This is a genomic window from Lysinibacillus sp. G1-3, assembly GCF_056322905.1.
The window spans coordinates 25,864-40,787 of sequence record NZ_JBWHYQ010000017.1; the positions used below are offsets into that span (position 1 = coordinate 25,864).

Sequence of the window (14,924 nt, forward strand, 5' to 3'; positions counted from 1 at the left end):
TAAAACATTTGTTGCTGCTGACGCTACGCTTTCGCACAGAGCAAAGCTTCCTGGGGTGTCGCGGTAACAGGATGTTGGTCACGAAGGCGTTATCGCAGGATGTGATGCTTTTAGCCTTCGTTCCTCTATTGCTAATCCCCAAGGAGTCGCCCAGTCGTAACGAAGATCAACTAATGGTAAGCTAGCTTATTAAAAACATAAAAAAATAAGCTACCTTAAAAAAATTTAAAGATAACTTATTTTTGACTTTTCACTAAAATATATACTTAACGGCTTTTTCCACTAAACAAACGAAGATTGGTCCTTATTTTTATAAAGACTTTTCTGCCCACTCCATGGCTTCATTGTATAAAAGATCAATAGTTGAAAAATCAATAGTAAACTGAGGAGCTAATCTTTCTAATTTAGACCAATCTAACTTGCCTAACGCAGTACTGAATTCCAAATAAGGTGTCATTTCAGTTTGATTACCTAAAAGCGTTGCTGTAACGTCTTCTGAAAAAGGTAGCTGCTGTAAAATAACATTCAGCGGTCTTTGCAACATCGTGTCTATTAATGAAAACATCCCAACTAAAAAATATTCAGAGAAATTTTTCTTATAGGAAAGCTTGGCTAATTTCTCACATACCTTTGCTCTAAATAAAGATGTACGCATGACTTCTTTAAACAGATCATTATCAGTATTTCTGTCAATTTCTCGCATCGCCAATAAATAAATCCACTTTCGTAAATTTGGAACCCCGAGTAATATAATCGCTTGTTTAATCGAACGAACCTTGGATTTAGAACGCAACTCTGAATTATTAACCATATGCAATAATTTATATGTTAATGAAATGTCACGCTCAATACTTTCCGCCAATAACTGTATATTAGGTTCCTCTTCTTTTAATAGCGTAATAATATATAAATATTGAATAGTATTCGCAGGTATATCGGTTGCTGTAATTATTTGAGGCTGTTCAAAAAAATAGCCCTGAAACAATTCATAGCCAGAATGCTTCGCCACTTCAAATTGCTTACGTGTCTCTACTTTCTCAGCGAGCAATTTTATGTGAGGGAAATTTTCTTTCACTATATTTTCAATTTCCATTCGCTCTAGTAGTGGTGACGATAAAAAGTCAACTTTTATATAATCGATATAAGTGAATAACTCATCATAAACTTGTACTTGATCATCTAAAATAAAATCATCTAATGCTATTTTAAACCCATATGATTTGAGCTCAATAACTCTCTCGACTAACTGAGCTGTAATAGGGACATCCTCTAAAATCTCAATAACAACTTGCGATGGATTTATGTATTCATTTAAAGGACTCATAAGCAAGTTTTCTGTAAAATTAACAAAACTAGGTTTTCCTTTTGTTACCTCTTCAATGCCAATTAAAAGAAATGAGTTTACTAATACATCAATTGTGGCAGCATCTGAATCGACCATTGGAAAAGCATTCACGTTTTTGCTGCGATATAATAATTCATATGCAACGATTTGTTCCTGAAGGTTAAAAATTGGCTGTCTGCCGATAAATACTTCCATTTCGTCGCCCCCCATTTCTCTAGTTATTAGTAACATTATTATAGCATTTTTCAGCACTATCTGCTTCTCATTCAAGTAACTGTCTAAAAATCGACTAACAATAATTAACATTATATACAATAAAATAAATTACCCCTATAGCATAGTGATTTTCGTACCAATTGGTAGCGTACGATGAGCCACTATGATCCTATCCCTAAGGGGTCTTCTAGTCCCTAATCCTCAGTATGTATCATCCTCAACACTCGTTGATGAGTTTCAAAAAAATCGTTACCCAAAACTCCAATTTACTCATAATAAAATATTATTCCTTTTGCCGATCTACCTTTATTAAATTCACTCAAACCTTCCTTATATGGATTTGTAAAATATTATCTTTTCATATGGACATTTACCAAATTTCGATGTATAGTACATCACAACACTAATGCACTATATTTTGTAGCAACGAAAGGGGGTTTTTCGATGCACGTTCATCTAGATGGTACAACACCGATTTATATACAAATTGCTGAATGGCTGCAGCACGAAATCATTGCCGATCGATTACAAGCAGACCAGAAAGTCTATTCACAATACCAACTAGCTGAGTTATTCAATATAAATCCCGCCACAGCTGGTAAGGGATTGACAATTTTACTGGAAGAGCAACTTTTATATAAAAAACGGGGGTTAGGAATGTTTGTCACTATAGATGCTAAGGAACGAATTTTATTGAAACGTCGAAACGAAATATTGACCAAAATGGCACAAGAGATCGTATTAGAGGCAAAACGTTTACTTGTATCTGATGAAGAATTGCTAGTGCTTATTCGAAAAACACAGGAGGGGTTGGAATGAATATTATTCAATGTAAGGAGTTATCTAAAAGCTTTGGACGTCGTCAAGCACTGCAACGTGTAACCTGCACTATTGATGCAGAAAAAATTATCGGCATTATTGGTCGCAACGGTGCAGGTAAGTCGACATTGCTGAATATTTTTGCAGGCTATCTAAAACCTACGACTGGTTCATGTAAAGTATTTAATGAAAATCCCTTTAATAATATTCAAACAGCTGCCAATATGATTTTTATCGATGATCAATTAAGCTTCTCAGATTACTTGTCGCTCGAAGATATTCTTAAGATGGGAGCTGATTTTTATCCTAATTGGCAAAATGAATTAGCTCATCGCATGCTCGATTATGCGGGTATCGACCTTACAGCAAAGCACCAACAACTATCTAAAGGTCAATTGGCAACCTTTAATCTTGTTTACGGATTAGTAAGTCGCTGTGCACTAACCATTTTAGATGAGCCGATGAATGGTATGGACGAAGCGATTCGTACAGATTTTTACAGAGCAATTTTAAAGGAATACCTAGCATTTCCACGGACATTTTTAATTACTAGTCACCATTTACAAGAGATGGAATCTATCTTAGAAGAAATTTTATTAATAGATGAAGGCTCCGTCATTGCCCACGCGCCATTGGATGAATTTAAGGAACAGCTCATATCACTTCACGGACCAAGTGATGAACTTGCGGATCTGCTCTCTGAGACGGAAGTTTACGCTCAAAAGATTGTGGCAGGGATGACCTCAGCTGTAGTAGATGCTAGTAAACTATTCGTCTCAGAAGAAATACTTCGAACAAAAGGCATCAAAGTATCAGCACTTACTGCAAGTGAAGTTTGCATGTATTTAACAGCTAAAAAAGGACGTGATATTGATGCAATCTTTGACTAATATTTCACTTAAAGCAATTGTAAAAAAACAAGTGAAATGGAAAGCAAAATTAAATATTTCTGCCCTTAGCTCCTTAGTTATTGTACAAATCATTTTTGGCGTTTTAACATCTAGCTCTGGAAGTGCCTCTTCTGGTTATGGACATGGAAATTTAGATGTTCGATTTTCAATTTATTCACTCGATACATTTCTTATTGTTTCAGCCATTTGGGCATTTATCGTAGCACTTCTTTTTACAACAAAAGCGTATCGAGTTGATGATTTATCCGTTATTTCTAGTCGGACATCAAGCACCATCGCAAATATATTTGTCATGATCATGTACAGTTTTATTGCAGTCATTATTATGATTTCGACTTACTATTTACAAGTATTAGGGATTTTGTTAGTAGAAAAGGAATCTTTTGTAAAAGAAGGTCTATTTATTTCACCATCAACATTCATATTATGCTTCAGTAGCATTTGTTTATTTGGTGCAATCGGCTTACTATTTGGCACCAGCTTCAAAGGGCCCTTAGTGATAAAAATTTTTCTATCTACTTTTATGCTGTTTAGCTTTATTTACATTTTTATGGCACCAAACATTATTCCTCTAATGATGCTACCAAATCTTGTGATTAGTGTTCTTTGCTTGCTTGCAGCTACACTATTCTTTAGCCTCACTATTTGGATTGCTAATAAATCGGAGGTGTCTCGTAAATGATAGTAACTACTATATACTTTTTTACTTCAATACTACTCGTAATTGCTATTTTTCAAATACTAAGTAAATTAGGTAATAAAACTAAAAGAATTTGGACCCCAAAGCGTATTATGATTGGCATTACTAGTTATATCATTCTAGGACTCACTGCTTTCATTTATATTAGCTTTTTTTCAGATTCAAAAATACCAGTACTTTCTCCTTCTGATATTAAACAAGTTGAGAAAAAATTTGATCAAATCCAAAAGTATGATCAAGAATTCAATTCTTCGTATTTAACTTCAGACTACAAAAAGAAAACATGGGAAATTGACTTTGATGGAGATACATTACCTGTTGTAATAAATAGTGATGACAATTATTTAAGCTTGAATATTCGACAACGTTATAATGACAATATTGAATCGGGGAAAGCTCTAATTACCTATTATCAATTTCCTTTCATAATAAATGGTGTCGATCTTTCTGACGAAGTACCACTACCTGATGTATATGTGGCACAAAACCAGTTATTTATTGAATCTCTTTCTAAACAACTAGTAAATTATTATCGTTTAAAAGCAACAATAGGTTTCTTAGATTTTAATCAAGGGGCAGAACGTTACGAAATGGATAATTCCTATTCAAATATTTTAGTTATCGACATACCACGCGGTACAGAAATAGAAGATTCTCAAGGTCTTATCTATTATTTAGAATAGTAAAAAATAGATTATCCCCAATAATTAGCGTTAAAGCATAAACTATATATGATGCGACTTGCTTGAGAATCAACGTTCCAGACGATATCCTAAAACGCAAACGAATAGGGCAAGAAGGCTAGAGTACCAAGTCCTGTGATAACATCTGCCGCTATGTTATCACTAGCTTTCGTACAGAAAAGAACTTTCATTATAGTGTGATGAGTAAAAAAAGGACAGTCCTAAGTGATCTTCTTTCACTTTTGGACTGTCCTTTTATTTTCCACTTACTTTTGATTTAATAACACCAATTACGGCTGGTATTACTGAAATTAAGATAATTAATATTAAAACCGTTGAGAAGTTGTCTTTTATAACAGGAATATTACCAAATTTATAACCTAGTAATGTACAGCTGAACACCCATAACACTGCACCTACAACATTATACAATATGAAGTAACCATACTTCATTTTACTAGCCCCTGCAACAAAGGGTATGAATGTACGGATGAAAGGCATAAAACGTGCGATGACAATCGTTTTTCCACCATGCTTATTAAAGAACTTTTCTGCTGCCTCCATACGTTCTTTTTTAACGACTCTACCAAGGAAGCTCTTTGGCGGAATGGATGTCCCTACTTTATGACCAATATGATAATTCATCGTATCCCCTAAAATTGCAGCTGCTAAAAACACAGGGATTAATATCCACATGTTAAACGCGCCCATTGCTGCTGCCAATGTACCACTAGCAAAAAGCAATGAATCACCTGGCAGGAATGGGAAAATTACGACACCAGTTTCAACAAAAACAATTGCAAATAAAACGAAATAACTCAAATTACCAAACTCACGAATGATCTCTTCTAAATGCACATCAATATGCATAATAAAACTAATTAACTCTTTGATGAGTTCTATCATTTTTCCATATGCTCTCTTTCAATTTAATTTTCTAAAAGCTTTGACGTAGCTAGACACCAAAGGGTTCCATTCTGTTTACTATCTGTGGTGTTACTACTCCATCACTATATGACAAGCCTGTGAACTACCCACCACTTAAAACCTACCGAAGTGGGGGCTTCTCGACTTATCGTTGCTTTTAGTAGCCAACGAAAACTGACCGAGCTATCCCTCTTGTTCCAAGAGTTCTTTTTGCTACGCTAAGGATAATAAGCGCACTCCTTCATGTTTGATGTTGATAGCGGCATTCCAGTCCCTGTCTGCCACAAACCCACAATCACAGTGTAACGTACGCTCAGAAAGAGATAGGGACTCCTTTACTTGACCACAACAGGAACAAGTTTTGGAAGATGGAAACCACTTGTCTATTTTGATCAATTTTTTCCCTTGCTCCTCTAACTTGTACCTAAGAAATGTTGTAAACATGCCCCATGCATTATCTGCAACACTTTTACCAAAACGGAGGGCTTGTGACATTCCCTTCATGTTGAGATCTTCGATTACCACGCAATCATAGCTTTTTGCTACTTGATACGATTCTTTATGCAGAAAGTCTTTCCGTTGATTGGCGATTTTTTCATGCAACTTCGCTACTTTAAGACGCTGTTTGTACCAACGATTAGAATCTTTCTTTTTGCGTGTGCGTGATAGAATACGTTGTTCCTTCGCTAATTTTTCCAAGGCTTGACGATAGAAACGTGGGTAATTGGCTGTCTTACCTTCTTCGCTATCGACAAATAAGCCATTCATGGAAAAATCTAAACCTACAACAGCTTGAATTTCTTTTTGTATAGGTTGATGTTCGTATTCGGTGAGAATAGAAACATAGTATTTTCCTGTTTTTGTTCGTGAAACCGTACAAGACTTGATCCTATGATGGGACGGAATTTCTCGATGTTGCTTCATTTTTACAAGTTTTAGTTTCGGTAATTTGATAGAGCCATCCAAAAGCATAATGTTTCCGTTCACCACATTGGTTGTGTAGGATTGTTTTGCCTTACGGTTTCTGAACTTCGGAAATTGGGCACGACCAGAAAAGAAATTGTTGTATGCTTGCTGCAAATTAAGTTGAGCGTTTGCCAATGCAAGGCTGTCCACTTCTTTAAGCCATGCAAATGCTACTTTGTACTTGGCAGGAGTCGGGAATTTTTTCCTTTTTAACGCTTCCTTGTCATCCTTGAACTGCTCATACATTTCTTTTCGCTCCGAAAGCATTTTGTTATAGACAAAACGAACACAACCGAAAGTTTTCGCAAGAAGTTTCTCTTGTTCTTGCGTTGGATACAAACGAAACATATAGGCTTTGTTTGCCATATCAAATCACCTCACTTCATATCTTATTTTCTATAGTACGCATTAATGAATTTTAATATTTCGTTATTGTATGTGCTGACCAACCATTGCTTTCGCATAGTCAAAATGACATCATCTATCACTTTTCTGCGGTATTTTACGACTAGAACAAGAACACTGAATGATTATTATTGTCCAATTTTATTGATATAACAGTCTTTCATCAATCTAAATCTGATTATATCATGGCAAAAAAAGAGACATCTTTAGGCTACACCTAAACGAAAGAAGTCTTCCACTTTCACTGGTGCTGTCTCACCTTCACGTTTAGATGTGGGAGACTTCTTTCGGAGGGAAGTTAAAAAGTATGTAGATTTCACAAGTTTGATTTTATCACTTACAGACATACACACTCAACTTATTTAAATAAGTTGCCTTGCTTTTTTACATTGCTGTAATATTAGCCTAAAGTGAATCTTCAATCAGTGGGTGTTCCTCGTCCCTCACTAGAGGAACACCAGCTAAAATCCCATTCTATGAAAACGTTTGTGTGACTAACACCCTGCTACTACGTTTGCACTTCGCTTTCTCACAGAAAACATTTATTGCCCCTAATCAATTGAACTTTTTACGGGCAGTTGATCTCCCACCTTCTCTTAAATCTTGAAATGTGAATCTAACTGTTCATTTATGCGGGATAAAAAAAGCTACTATTTTTCAATAGTAGCTACAGTTTCTTACACTTTTTCTTTTAATGAACGGCGTAAAATTTTGCCTGTCGTATTTTTCGGTAATTCATCTATAATCTCAATTACTTTAGGAACCTTGTATTTCACCATATGTTTTGCACAGTATGCGAGAAGATCTTCTGTTGAAGTTGCATCTTCATCTTTTAAGACAACATATGCATGAACTGCCTCACCTAAGTTAGGATCTGGGAAACCTACAACTGCCGCTTCAACGATATTATTATGTGCAAAGAGTACTTCTTCAACCTCTCTTGGATATACGTTAAATCCGCCTACAATAATCATATCTTTTTTACGGTCAACGATGTAGAAGTACCCTTCTTCGTCAACTTTAGCTAAATCCCCTGTGTATAACCAGCCATCACGTATAGCCATAGCCGTTTCTTCAGGTAATTTATAATAGCCCTTCATAACGTTAGGCCCTCGTACAATTAGCTCCCCTACTTCGCCAACGGGCACTTCTTGTCCATTTACATCGACCACTTTATTTTCAACATTGGAAATGGATGCCCCAATAGAACCTGCCTTACGTTCACGATTCAATGGGTTGAAGCACGTTACCGGTGAAGCTTCTGATAAGCCATACCCTTCTGAAACACGCACATTAAATTTCTTCTCGAAATTATGTAAGAGTGCTACAGGTAAAGATGAACCTCCTGAAATTGCTAAGCGAACTGTTGAGAAATCTTCAGGATTGCCTTCAGGTAATTGATACAAGAAATTATACATAGTTGGCACACCAGCGAAGACTGTTGCTTTTTGTTCCTTCGTAATTTTAAAGATTTCTGTTGGACTGAAACGTGGTACAAGTAAAACTGTTGCTCCACTCAATAAAGGTGCATTGACGACGACCGTTAACGCAAATACATGGAAAACTGGTAAAGTTGCAATAATACGATCATCTGCTCTATAGCCTAAATAATGCGCAACATCTCGTGCATTTGAATAGATATTGCCATGCGTCAGCATTGCACCCTTTGGAGTACCTGTCGTTCCTGAAGTATATAAAATAATTGCATTATCTTCGTCAGCTACTTCTACTGGTTGGCAAGATTCTGATACACTAGCAATCACTTGTGAAAATAAATGAATTTTTGCTTTTGCCTCATCGGATAAAGTAGTTACTTTTTCAGCAACATCTTCTGTTGTCTCACAAACAACAAATGTTTTTACCTTTGGAAAAGCATGTACACCCATTTCTACTAATGGAAGAAGTGCATCAAGTGCAATAACAGCTTTTACATCCCCATTATGCAAAATATACGAAATTTCATCCGGTGTATAGATTGGATTAATTGGAATTGCTGTTGCCCCAATACTCATTGTTGCATATAACGAAATTAAATAATGTGGTGTATTGCCGAGTAAAAACGCCACATGGTCCCCTTTTTCTACCCCTAATTGTTGTAACCCTTTTGCAAAACGACCAACTGTGTGTTCAAACTCACCGTACGTCGTATCTTTCCCCATAAAATGATACGCAATTTTATCCGGTTGCTCTAATGCTTGCTGACGAACACTTGAAACTAAATTCAATTACACCATCCCCTTATCGTATCAATTTCGCCTTGGCGCATTGACACTGACCCTTCGCTTTCGCGCAGATAAACAATCCGTGACATCCGCCGGAGGCTTATCTTCATTCAGTAAATGTTTGGACTTCCCTTGTAAAGGAATCACACCCCATCCATCTCATCACCTAAATCTACTAAATAAAGACAAAATGAATCATCATTCAGTAACATTATATAAGAAATATATTAAAAAAACAACGAAACTTTTTATCTCATGTCATAATTTACGTCAAATAACTCATTTTTTTCTCTTTTGTACGCATTTTCTACGAACGTATATGCGAGATGTATCGCCAACGAATCAAGTAAAAATAGACTACTTGAATTAAAACAAAAAAGCTAAAAGATAAGACAACTTCTTTTACAATGGAAATATTAGCAATATCCTTTAAAACACCTTGAACCATAAGAAAAGCAAAGAGGCTGTGCATCATTGCAACACCCCATGGTAAGAAAAATTGCGGGAACAAATGACGATTCACAAGCTTTTTGAGCTCCGTATCCGTTAAGCCCATTCGCTTTAATACATCGAATTTACGCTTTTCTCTTTCAAGAGAAGTATGCAGTTTAAAGTAAACGAAGCTACCTGCTGCTAATAAAAATACCGTTGCTACTAAAACCCCTACTAATGTGAATAAAGAATAAGTAGCTAATATATAAGAATAATTTAATCCTGCATTTTCAAAGTAAAATGGGCTAAATTTGTTTTTCTTATAAAAATATAGGGACGCTTGTAACTCATTTATGTCCTTGCCAATATTTTTTGTTTCCATCCACTGAGGAATATAGAAAGTAAATAAATGATAAGTTGGCTGCGCAACGTTTTTATCGGCAATCGGCTTTATGAGCTTTACAAAATCCTCATCGCTGATCACGATAGAATTAACACTAACAATAGACCCTGGGAATACTATTTTAGGATATACACTATCAATGGTGATCGGGATAGAATTTTCCTCTAAAACTGTATGCACAACTTTATTTTTTAGTTTGTTAAGAGACTCTTCCGAATATGGAATAAACACTGCCTCTCCTTTAGCCATATCAAGTAATGGATAACTATAGGAAGAAAGCAATACATTCATATCTGATTCCCTAAACACCTCAACCTCATTTTGAGTATAGGAAGAGGTTTGCTTGATAACAACAAAGCGAGATAAATGATAGGACAAGCCCTTTTCCTCTAATTCCATACGTAAAGAGGCGATATGATTTCGCTCATATGGATTGTCGACATCTCCCTTATAAACAAGCCCTAGTGGATTTAAACGATCATATTGTATAGTATATGATGACATCGTTGCTAAAACACCGACCGATAAAAAGGCCATTGTTGACACCATCGTTACTACAAAAAACATTTTCACATTGTCCATCATAATATGTGTTTGCTCAGCTAACGAAAGAAGACGGTAGCGTTGCCAATGAAATTTCCGTTTCCCTCGTGCTTTATCTAAAAAGCAAGGTAAAGAATCTCTGAAAAAATAGTATGTTCCAAAGGTTGCTAAAAACGGAATTACTAATGTTAAACCAATTAAAGATGTGTTACCTACGATAATTGATAATACGTATGATGATAAAATAAGGGTAATACCAAATACAGCACGAATTTTTGAATAAGTTGAAACACTATTTAAATAGTCATTTCCCTTAAGGAGATCGCGCAATTTTCTTTCACGTGTGAAATATACACTAATTAAAGAAATGACTACAAAAGCACTTGTGAAAACACCAATTGTTAGTAAAAAAGGCTCCCATGAAACATATAAGGGTAAACTATCTAAATGTAAAATTTCCCGCACAATCATGAAAAAGAATTTCGAAAACGAGAAACCGAATACAATCCCAACAAAAATAGAACCCGATCCAATAATCATTGTCTCCAAAAAGACAAGCTTATTCATCTGGCGTTTTTCCATTCCTAAATGTAGTAAAATTGCAAACTCATGTGATCTTGCCTCTAAAAAAGCACTCATCGAATAATATAAAAAGAATAATGTAAAAAGAACGAGTACGACTTCCGCACCAACCATCCCAATTAACGATGCCTCTCCTAAAATCCCACTTTCAATATCCGGATGAAACATGAGCATTGAATAGATAAAAAACACAGCCACAGAAAAAAAGCTTGCCATGAAAAAGGCGCCGTATATACGGCTGTTCCGTACGACATTACGGTAAGCGAATTGTCGAAAGGTCACCTACTTGTCCTCCTCCTAGTAAGCTCAACACATTTAATATTCGCTGGAAAAACATTTGTCGACGATCATCTTTGTAAATTTCATTAAAGAATTCCCCATCTTTAATAAATAACACGCGATCACAGTAGCTAGCTGCAATTGGATCATGTGTTACCATAACAATCGTTGTTCGTCTTTCCTGATTGATTTTTGTTAAAAGCTCAAGTACATCACGCGAAGAATTCGAATCCAAATTCCCGGTCGGCTCATCTGCTAAAATGAGACTTGGGTTATGAATAAGTGCCCGACCAATAGCTGTTCTTTGCGCTTGTCCACCTGATATTTCATTTGGGCGTTTATGCAAAAATGAAGTTAAATCGAGCTTTTCCACAATACTTGCAAGACGCTCCTCCATTACTTCTAATGGTTGTTGGTCTAAAGTCAGTGGCAGCACAATATTCTCTTCCACTGTGAGCATATGCAAAAGATTAAAATCCTGAAAAACAAAACCAAGCTGCCTTCTTCTAAAGTAAGCTAGCTCAGTTGCTTTAAGCATATGAGGATTCATGCCATCTAAAATGATTTCTCCGCTCGTTGGTTCATCAATCGTAGAAATGAGATTTAATAATGTTGTTTTTCCACTTCCTGATGGACCCATGACTGCTAAAAACTCGCCTTCCTCCACATCAAAGCTTAGTTGATTTAGAGCACGATGGGTTACTTTACCTTCATACACCTTCGTCACGTCTTTTATTTGTAAAATAGGCATATCTTATTCACCTTATTTCTTCATTAATTCCATAGATTCTGGTAAAAGCCACTGCAATACTACTTCAAAGCCAATTTGAAAATGTGGCTCCGTTAAACCTTCAGCTGGCGTATTACCTTCCTCCTCCACTAGACTAAAGCAATGAGAACCAACAATTATATCCCATGCATCTATTTCACCTTCAATTACTTCTCCACAAATCGTATAATGTCCACTGTACATCACTTGTTCACCTTCTACAGGAAAAGCGTTAAGTAAAGTTGGTTTATATAAGTCTAGCCCAAGCTTATTCGAAAAATGCATGACTTCTTCATTAAGCAAAAGACTAGCCTTACGGAAATTTTTGCAGGATAAACACTCACAAACTTCGTTAAGTGATTCGTATAATGCTTCTGTTTTCTCTGTCTCTACATGTAAAACCCATTCAGCCAAACATACCTCTGTCATTTCCGATCCCCCTAATTCGTAAATGTCACTGTAACAACTGTTCCTTTCTCTACCTCTGATGTAATGTTTAATTCGTGACCGAGTTTTTCACAGATCTCTTTCGCTAAATATAAGCCCATCCCTGTGGATTCCCCAGTTTTACGCCCATTCTCACCAGTAAAGAACGCTTTAGTGACACGAGAAAGATCGGAAGCAGGAATACCAATACCTTCATCACAAATGGCTAATTGTACGTGGTCATCCTTTTTAACGGCAGAAATCACTATTTTTTTATTTACCTCAAACGTATATTTAACCGCATTTGTGACGAATTGCCCGATAATAAAGCGAAGCCATTTTGAATCACTTGCTACGATAATATCGTCCTCAATATGAATTTCTGGGAAGACACGCTTCGTAATAAATAAACGTTTATTTTCATTTACAGTTGCCGTAACAATCATTTTTAAAGCAATCTGTTCTACTTGCATATCTTCTTCAAAATTTTCTAATCGAGCGTTCACTAGCACCATATCCAAGCCTCTACGCAGGCGGTCAATTTCCTCCTGTACATTCTTTTTATCAAGAGGACGCTCATCCTGTAATAAGAGCTCAATAACAGAAATTGGTGTTTTCATCTGATGCACCCATTGATTCATAAACTGATCATGTCGTTTTTGACCAGCATATAACGATTGAAGCTCATGCTTATATAGTCGATATAGTTCATGCATATATTTTTCAGCTTGTATCGCCTCAGGTGTTTTAGCATTTTTTTGCAATACATCCTCCATCGTTTTAGGTAGCTGCGATATTTTGATCAAATAACGTTGACGCATTAAATAACGGATAATTAAAAACGAGGCTAGTAACACTAAACTAATACAGAAGGAATATATAGCAGTATCAACATTTCGAAAGCCGTCCAACCAATATAAGACCATAATAAAACCGACTAGTAAGAACTGGAATACAATGAACGATGCGTAATCACGCAAAAATAATTTCCAGCCCACTATAGCTCACCTGCACTTAAAATAAAGCGATAACCTGCTCCGCGCACCGTTTCTATAGAAGACATTATTTGATAATCAGCTAGCTTTTTACGCACTCGTGTCATATTGACGTTCAATGTATTTTCATCGACAAATGCCTGATCGTCCCAAAGCTCTTCTAACAGTTGCTCACGCGCCACTACTTTTGGAGCATTTCCCATCAACAGTTCTAAAATGATACATTCTTTTTTCTGAAGTGGGATCTCTAAATCATTTTTATGAAGCTCCATTCTTTCTAAATGAAGAACGAGCTGTCCTTGTTTAATTGTCCGTTCTTCTTGTCTTGTTGCATATTCGCCATATGTACGACGCAAGTGACTACGGATTTTAGCTAGCACAATCTCATAATTAAATGGCTTCGTAATGAAATCGTCGCCCCCATTTTCTAGCGCAAAAATTTGATCCATTTCCCCAGAACGAGCGGAAATAAAAATAATTGGACAAGTTGTATGTTGACGTAGTTGGCGACACCAATAGTAGCCATCGTACGAAGGTAAATTTATATCAAGCAACACCATGTGTGGGTTAAATGCTGTGAATTCTTCAACGAGATGATCAAATTCTTTGATTGTTTCAACTTCGTATTGATATTTTCTAAGCGTTTCTGCGAGCAATGATGCAATCTTTACATCATCTTCGACAATAAATATTCGATGCTTCTCCATACCAACACTCCTTTCTATCCTATATTGTATCAAAAAAAGGCCCACTGACATAACTGTCAGCGAACCTTTTGTAGAAAAGTTAACACGAATCGTTAGCTAGAGATATTTGGGTCTCATCACCAAAAGATGAAGATAAGTTGATTGGAGTGGAGACTGGGCGACTCCTTGGGGATCAGCGATAGAGGAACGAAGGCTAAAAGCATCACATCCTGTGATAACGCCTTCGTGACCAACATCGGTGCTGTTGCTGTCGCTGCGCTTTCGCACAAACAAAACCAAACCCTCTGCTGCCGCTTCGCTTTCGCGCAAAAAACATCTGTTGGCCCGAGACCCTGCAGCGAAGCGAAGCGGCTCATCGGACGCCCCCAGGAAGCTTTGCTCTGTGCGAAAGCGTAGTGCTAACGTAGCGGCAGCAAATGTTTTATCTGTGCGAAAGCGTAGCGACAGCAACAACAAATGTTTTATCTGCGCGAAAGCAAGGCGACAGCGACAAAGCGCCCAGTCGGAACGGAAATCAACCTCACGTTATGGAGATGTTCCATTTTTTAACACCCTGGATTTATTAAGAAAAAGTGTGTCCACTTATGTCTCAAT

General features: G+C 36.5%; 13 protein-coding genes. 4 read left to right on the forward strand and 9 right to left on the reverse strand.

Annotation, left to right across the window (positions count from 1 at the left end; translation table 11 throughout):
- Window positions 1-310 precede the first annotated feature (310 nt).
- Window positions 311-1,540: an EAL and HDOD domain-containing protein gene (locus ACVYAD_RS18040; RefSeq protein ID WP_476427359.1), complete on the reverse strand. Its 1,230-nt coding sequence runs from the start codon at window positions 1,538-1,540 to the stop codon at window positions 311-313.
- Window positions 1,541-2,005: 465 nt separating this feature from the next.
- Here ACVYAD_RS18040 and ACVYAD_RS18045 point away from each other — a divergent pair, with 465 nt between their 5' ends.
- Genes ACVYAD_RS18045 through ACVYAD_RS18060 form a run of 4 tightly spaced genes read left to right on the forward strand, consistent with a single transcriptional unit; the run spans window position 2,006 to window position 4,674 of the window.
- A complete protein-coding gene (locus tag ACVYAD_RS18045; protein WP_349661867.1) occupies window positions 2,006-2,380 on the forward strand; it encodes a GntR family transcriptional regulator in 375 nt (124 codons plus the stop codon).
- Window positions 2,377-3,270 carry an ATP-binding cassette domain-containing protein gene (locus ACVYAD_RS18050; RefSeq protein WP_476427360.1) on the forward strand — a complete coding sequence of 298 codons (894 nt, stop codon included), beginning with the start codon at window positions 2,377-2,379 and terminating at the stop codon, window positions 3,268-3,270. The genes ACVYAD_RS18045 and ACVYAD_RS18050 overlap by 4 nt, the downstream gene beginning before the upstream one ends.
- Complete coding sequence (locus ACVYAD_RS18055; protein ID WP_476427361.1) at window positions 3,254-3,973, forward strand: hypothetical protein; 720 nt, start codon at window positions 3,254-3,256, stop codon at window positions 3,971-3,973. Before ACVYAD_RS18050 ends, ACVYAD_RS18055 begins: the two co-directional genes overlap by 17 nt.
- The gene (locus ACVYAD_RS18060) at window positions 3,970-4,674 is read left to right on the forward strand and encodes a hypothetical protein (RefSeq protein ID WP_476427362.1); all 705 of its coding nucleotides are present in this window, start codon (window positions 3,970-3,972) and stop codon (window positions 4,672-4,674) included. The genes ACVYAD_RS18055 and ACVYAD_RS18060 overlap by 4 nt, the downstream gene beginning before the upstream one ends.
- Window positions 4,675-4,929: 255 nt before the next feature.
- Here ACVYAD_RS18060 and ACVYAD_RS18065 read toward each other — a convergent pair whose 3' ends face one another.
- The 8 genes from ACVYAD_RS18065 to ACVYAD_RS18100 all read right to left on the reverse strand — a co-directional run bounded on the left by ACVYAD_RS18065 (window position 4,930) and on the right by ACVYAD_RS18100 (window position 14,330).
- Window positions 4,930-5,577: a VTT domain-containing protein gene (locus ACVYAD_RS18065; RefSeq protein ID WP_476427425.1), complete on the reverse strand. Its 648-nt coding sequence runs from the start codon at window positions 5,575-5,577 to the stop codon at window positions 4,930-4,932.
- Window positions 5,578-5,814: 237 nt separating this feature from the next.
- Window positions 5,815-6,933 carry an RNA-guided endonuclease TnpB family protein gene (locus ACVYAD_RS18070; RefSeq protein ID WP_476427363.1) on the reverse strand — a complete coding sequence of 373 codons (1,119 nt, stop codon included), beginning with the start codon at window positions 6,931-6,933 and terminating at the stop codon, window positions 5,815-5,817.
- Between the two features lie 716 nt (window positions 6,934-7,649).
- Entirely contained in the window at window positions 7,650-9,197 is a 1,548-nt protein-coding gene (locus tag ACVYAD_RS18075; protein ID WP_476427364.1) for a fatty acid--CoA ligase family protein, read from the reverse strand.
- 304 nt (window positions 9,198-9,501) lie between these two features.
- Entirely contained in the window at window positions 9,502-11,436 is a 1,935-nt protein-coding gene (locus ACVYAD_RS18080) for an ABC transporter permease (protein ID WP_349661873.1), read from the reverse strand.
- Window positions 11,408-12,184 (reverse strand): ABC transporter ATP-binding protein, encoded by a 777-nt coding sequence (locus ACVYAD_RS18085; protein WP_349661874.1) that lies wholly within the window; start codon window positions 12,182-12,184, stop codon window positions 11,408-11,410. Before ACVYAD_RS18085 ends, ACVYAD_RS18080 begins: the two co-directional genes overlap by 29 nt.
- A 12-nt stretch (window positions 12,185-12,196) precedes the next feature.
- Entirely contained in the window at window positions 12,197-12,631 is a 435-nt protein-coding gene (locus ACVYAD_RS18090; RefSeq protein ID WP_386830501.1) for a hypothetical protein, read from the reverse strand.
- A gap of 11 nt (window positions 12,632-12,642) precedes the next feature.
- The gene (locus ACVYAD_RS18095; protein ID WP_476427365.1) at window positions 12,643-13,626 is read right to left on the reverse strand and encodes a sensor histidine kinase; all 984 of its coding nucleotides are present in this window, start codon (window positions 13,624-13,626) and stop codon (window positions 12,643-12,645) included.
- Window positions 13,626-14,330: a response regulator transcription factor gene (locus ACVYAD_RS18100; protein ID WP_197144240.1), complete on the reverse strand. Its 705-nt coding sequence runs from the start codon at window positions 14,328-14,330 to the stop codon at window positions 13,626-13,628. The genes ACVYAD_RS18095 and ACVYAD_RS18100 overlap by 1 nt, the downstream gene beginning before the upstream one ends.
- Window positions 14,331-14,924: the final 594 nt, after the last annotated feature.

Excerpts from the sequence above, each read along its gene's own strand:
- ACVYAD_RS18040 (WP_476427359.1), bottom strand. The coding sequence starts at position 1,540 with ATGGAAGTATTTATCGGCAGACAGCCAATTTTTAACCTTCAGGAACAA.
- ACVYAD_RS18045 (WP_349661867.1), top strand. The coding sequence starts at position 2,006 with ATGCACGTTCATCTAGATGGTACAACACCGATTTATATACAAATTGCT.
- ACVYAD_RS18050 (WP_476427360.1), top strand. The coding sequence starts at position 2,377 with ATGAATATTATTCAATGTAAGGAGTTATCTAAAAGCTTTGGACGTCGT.
- ACVYAD_RS18055 (WP_476427361.1), top strand. The coding sequence starts at position 3,254 with ATGCAATCTTTGACTAATATTTCACTTAAAGCAATTGTAAAAAAACAA.
- ACVYAD_RS18060 (WP_476427362.1), top strand. The coding sequence starts at position 3,970 with ATGATAGTAACTACTATATACTTTTTTACTTCAATACTACTCGTAATT.
- ACVYAD_RS18070 (WP_476427363.1), bottom strand. The coding sequence starts at position 6,933 with ATGGCAAACAAAGCCTATATGTTTCGTTTGTATCCAACGCAAGAACAA.
- ACVYAD_RS18085 (WP_349661874.1), bottom strand. The coding sequence starts at position 12,184 with ATGCCTATTTTACAAATAAAAGACGTGACGAAGGTGTATGAAGGTAAA.
- ACVYAD_RS18090 (WP_386830501.1), bottom strand. The coding sequence starts at position 12,631 with ATGACAGAGGTATGTTTGGCTGAATGGGTTTTACATGTAGAGACAGAG.
- ACVYAD_RS18100 (WP_197144240.1), bottom strand. The coding sequence starts at position 14,330 with ATGGAGAAGCATCGAATATTTATTGTCGAAGATGATGTAAAGATTGCA.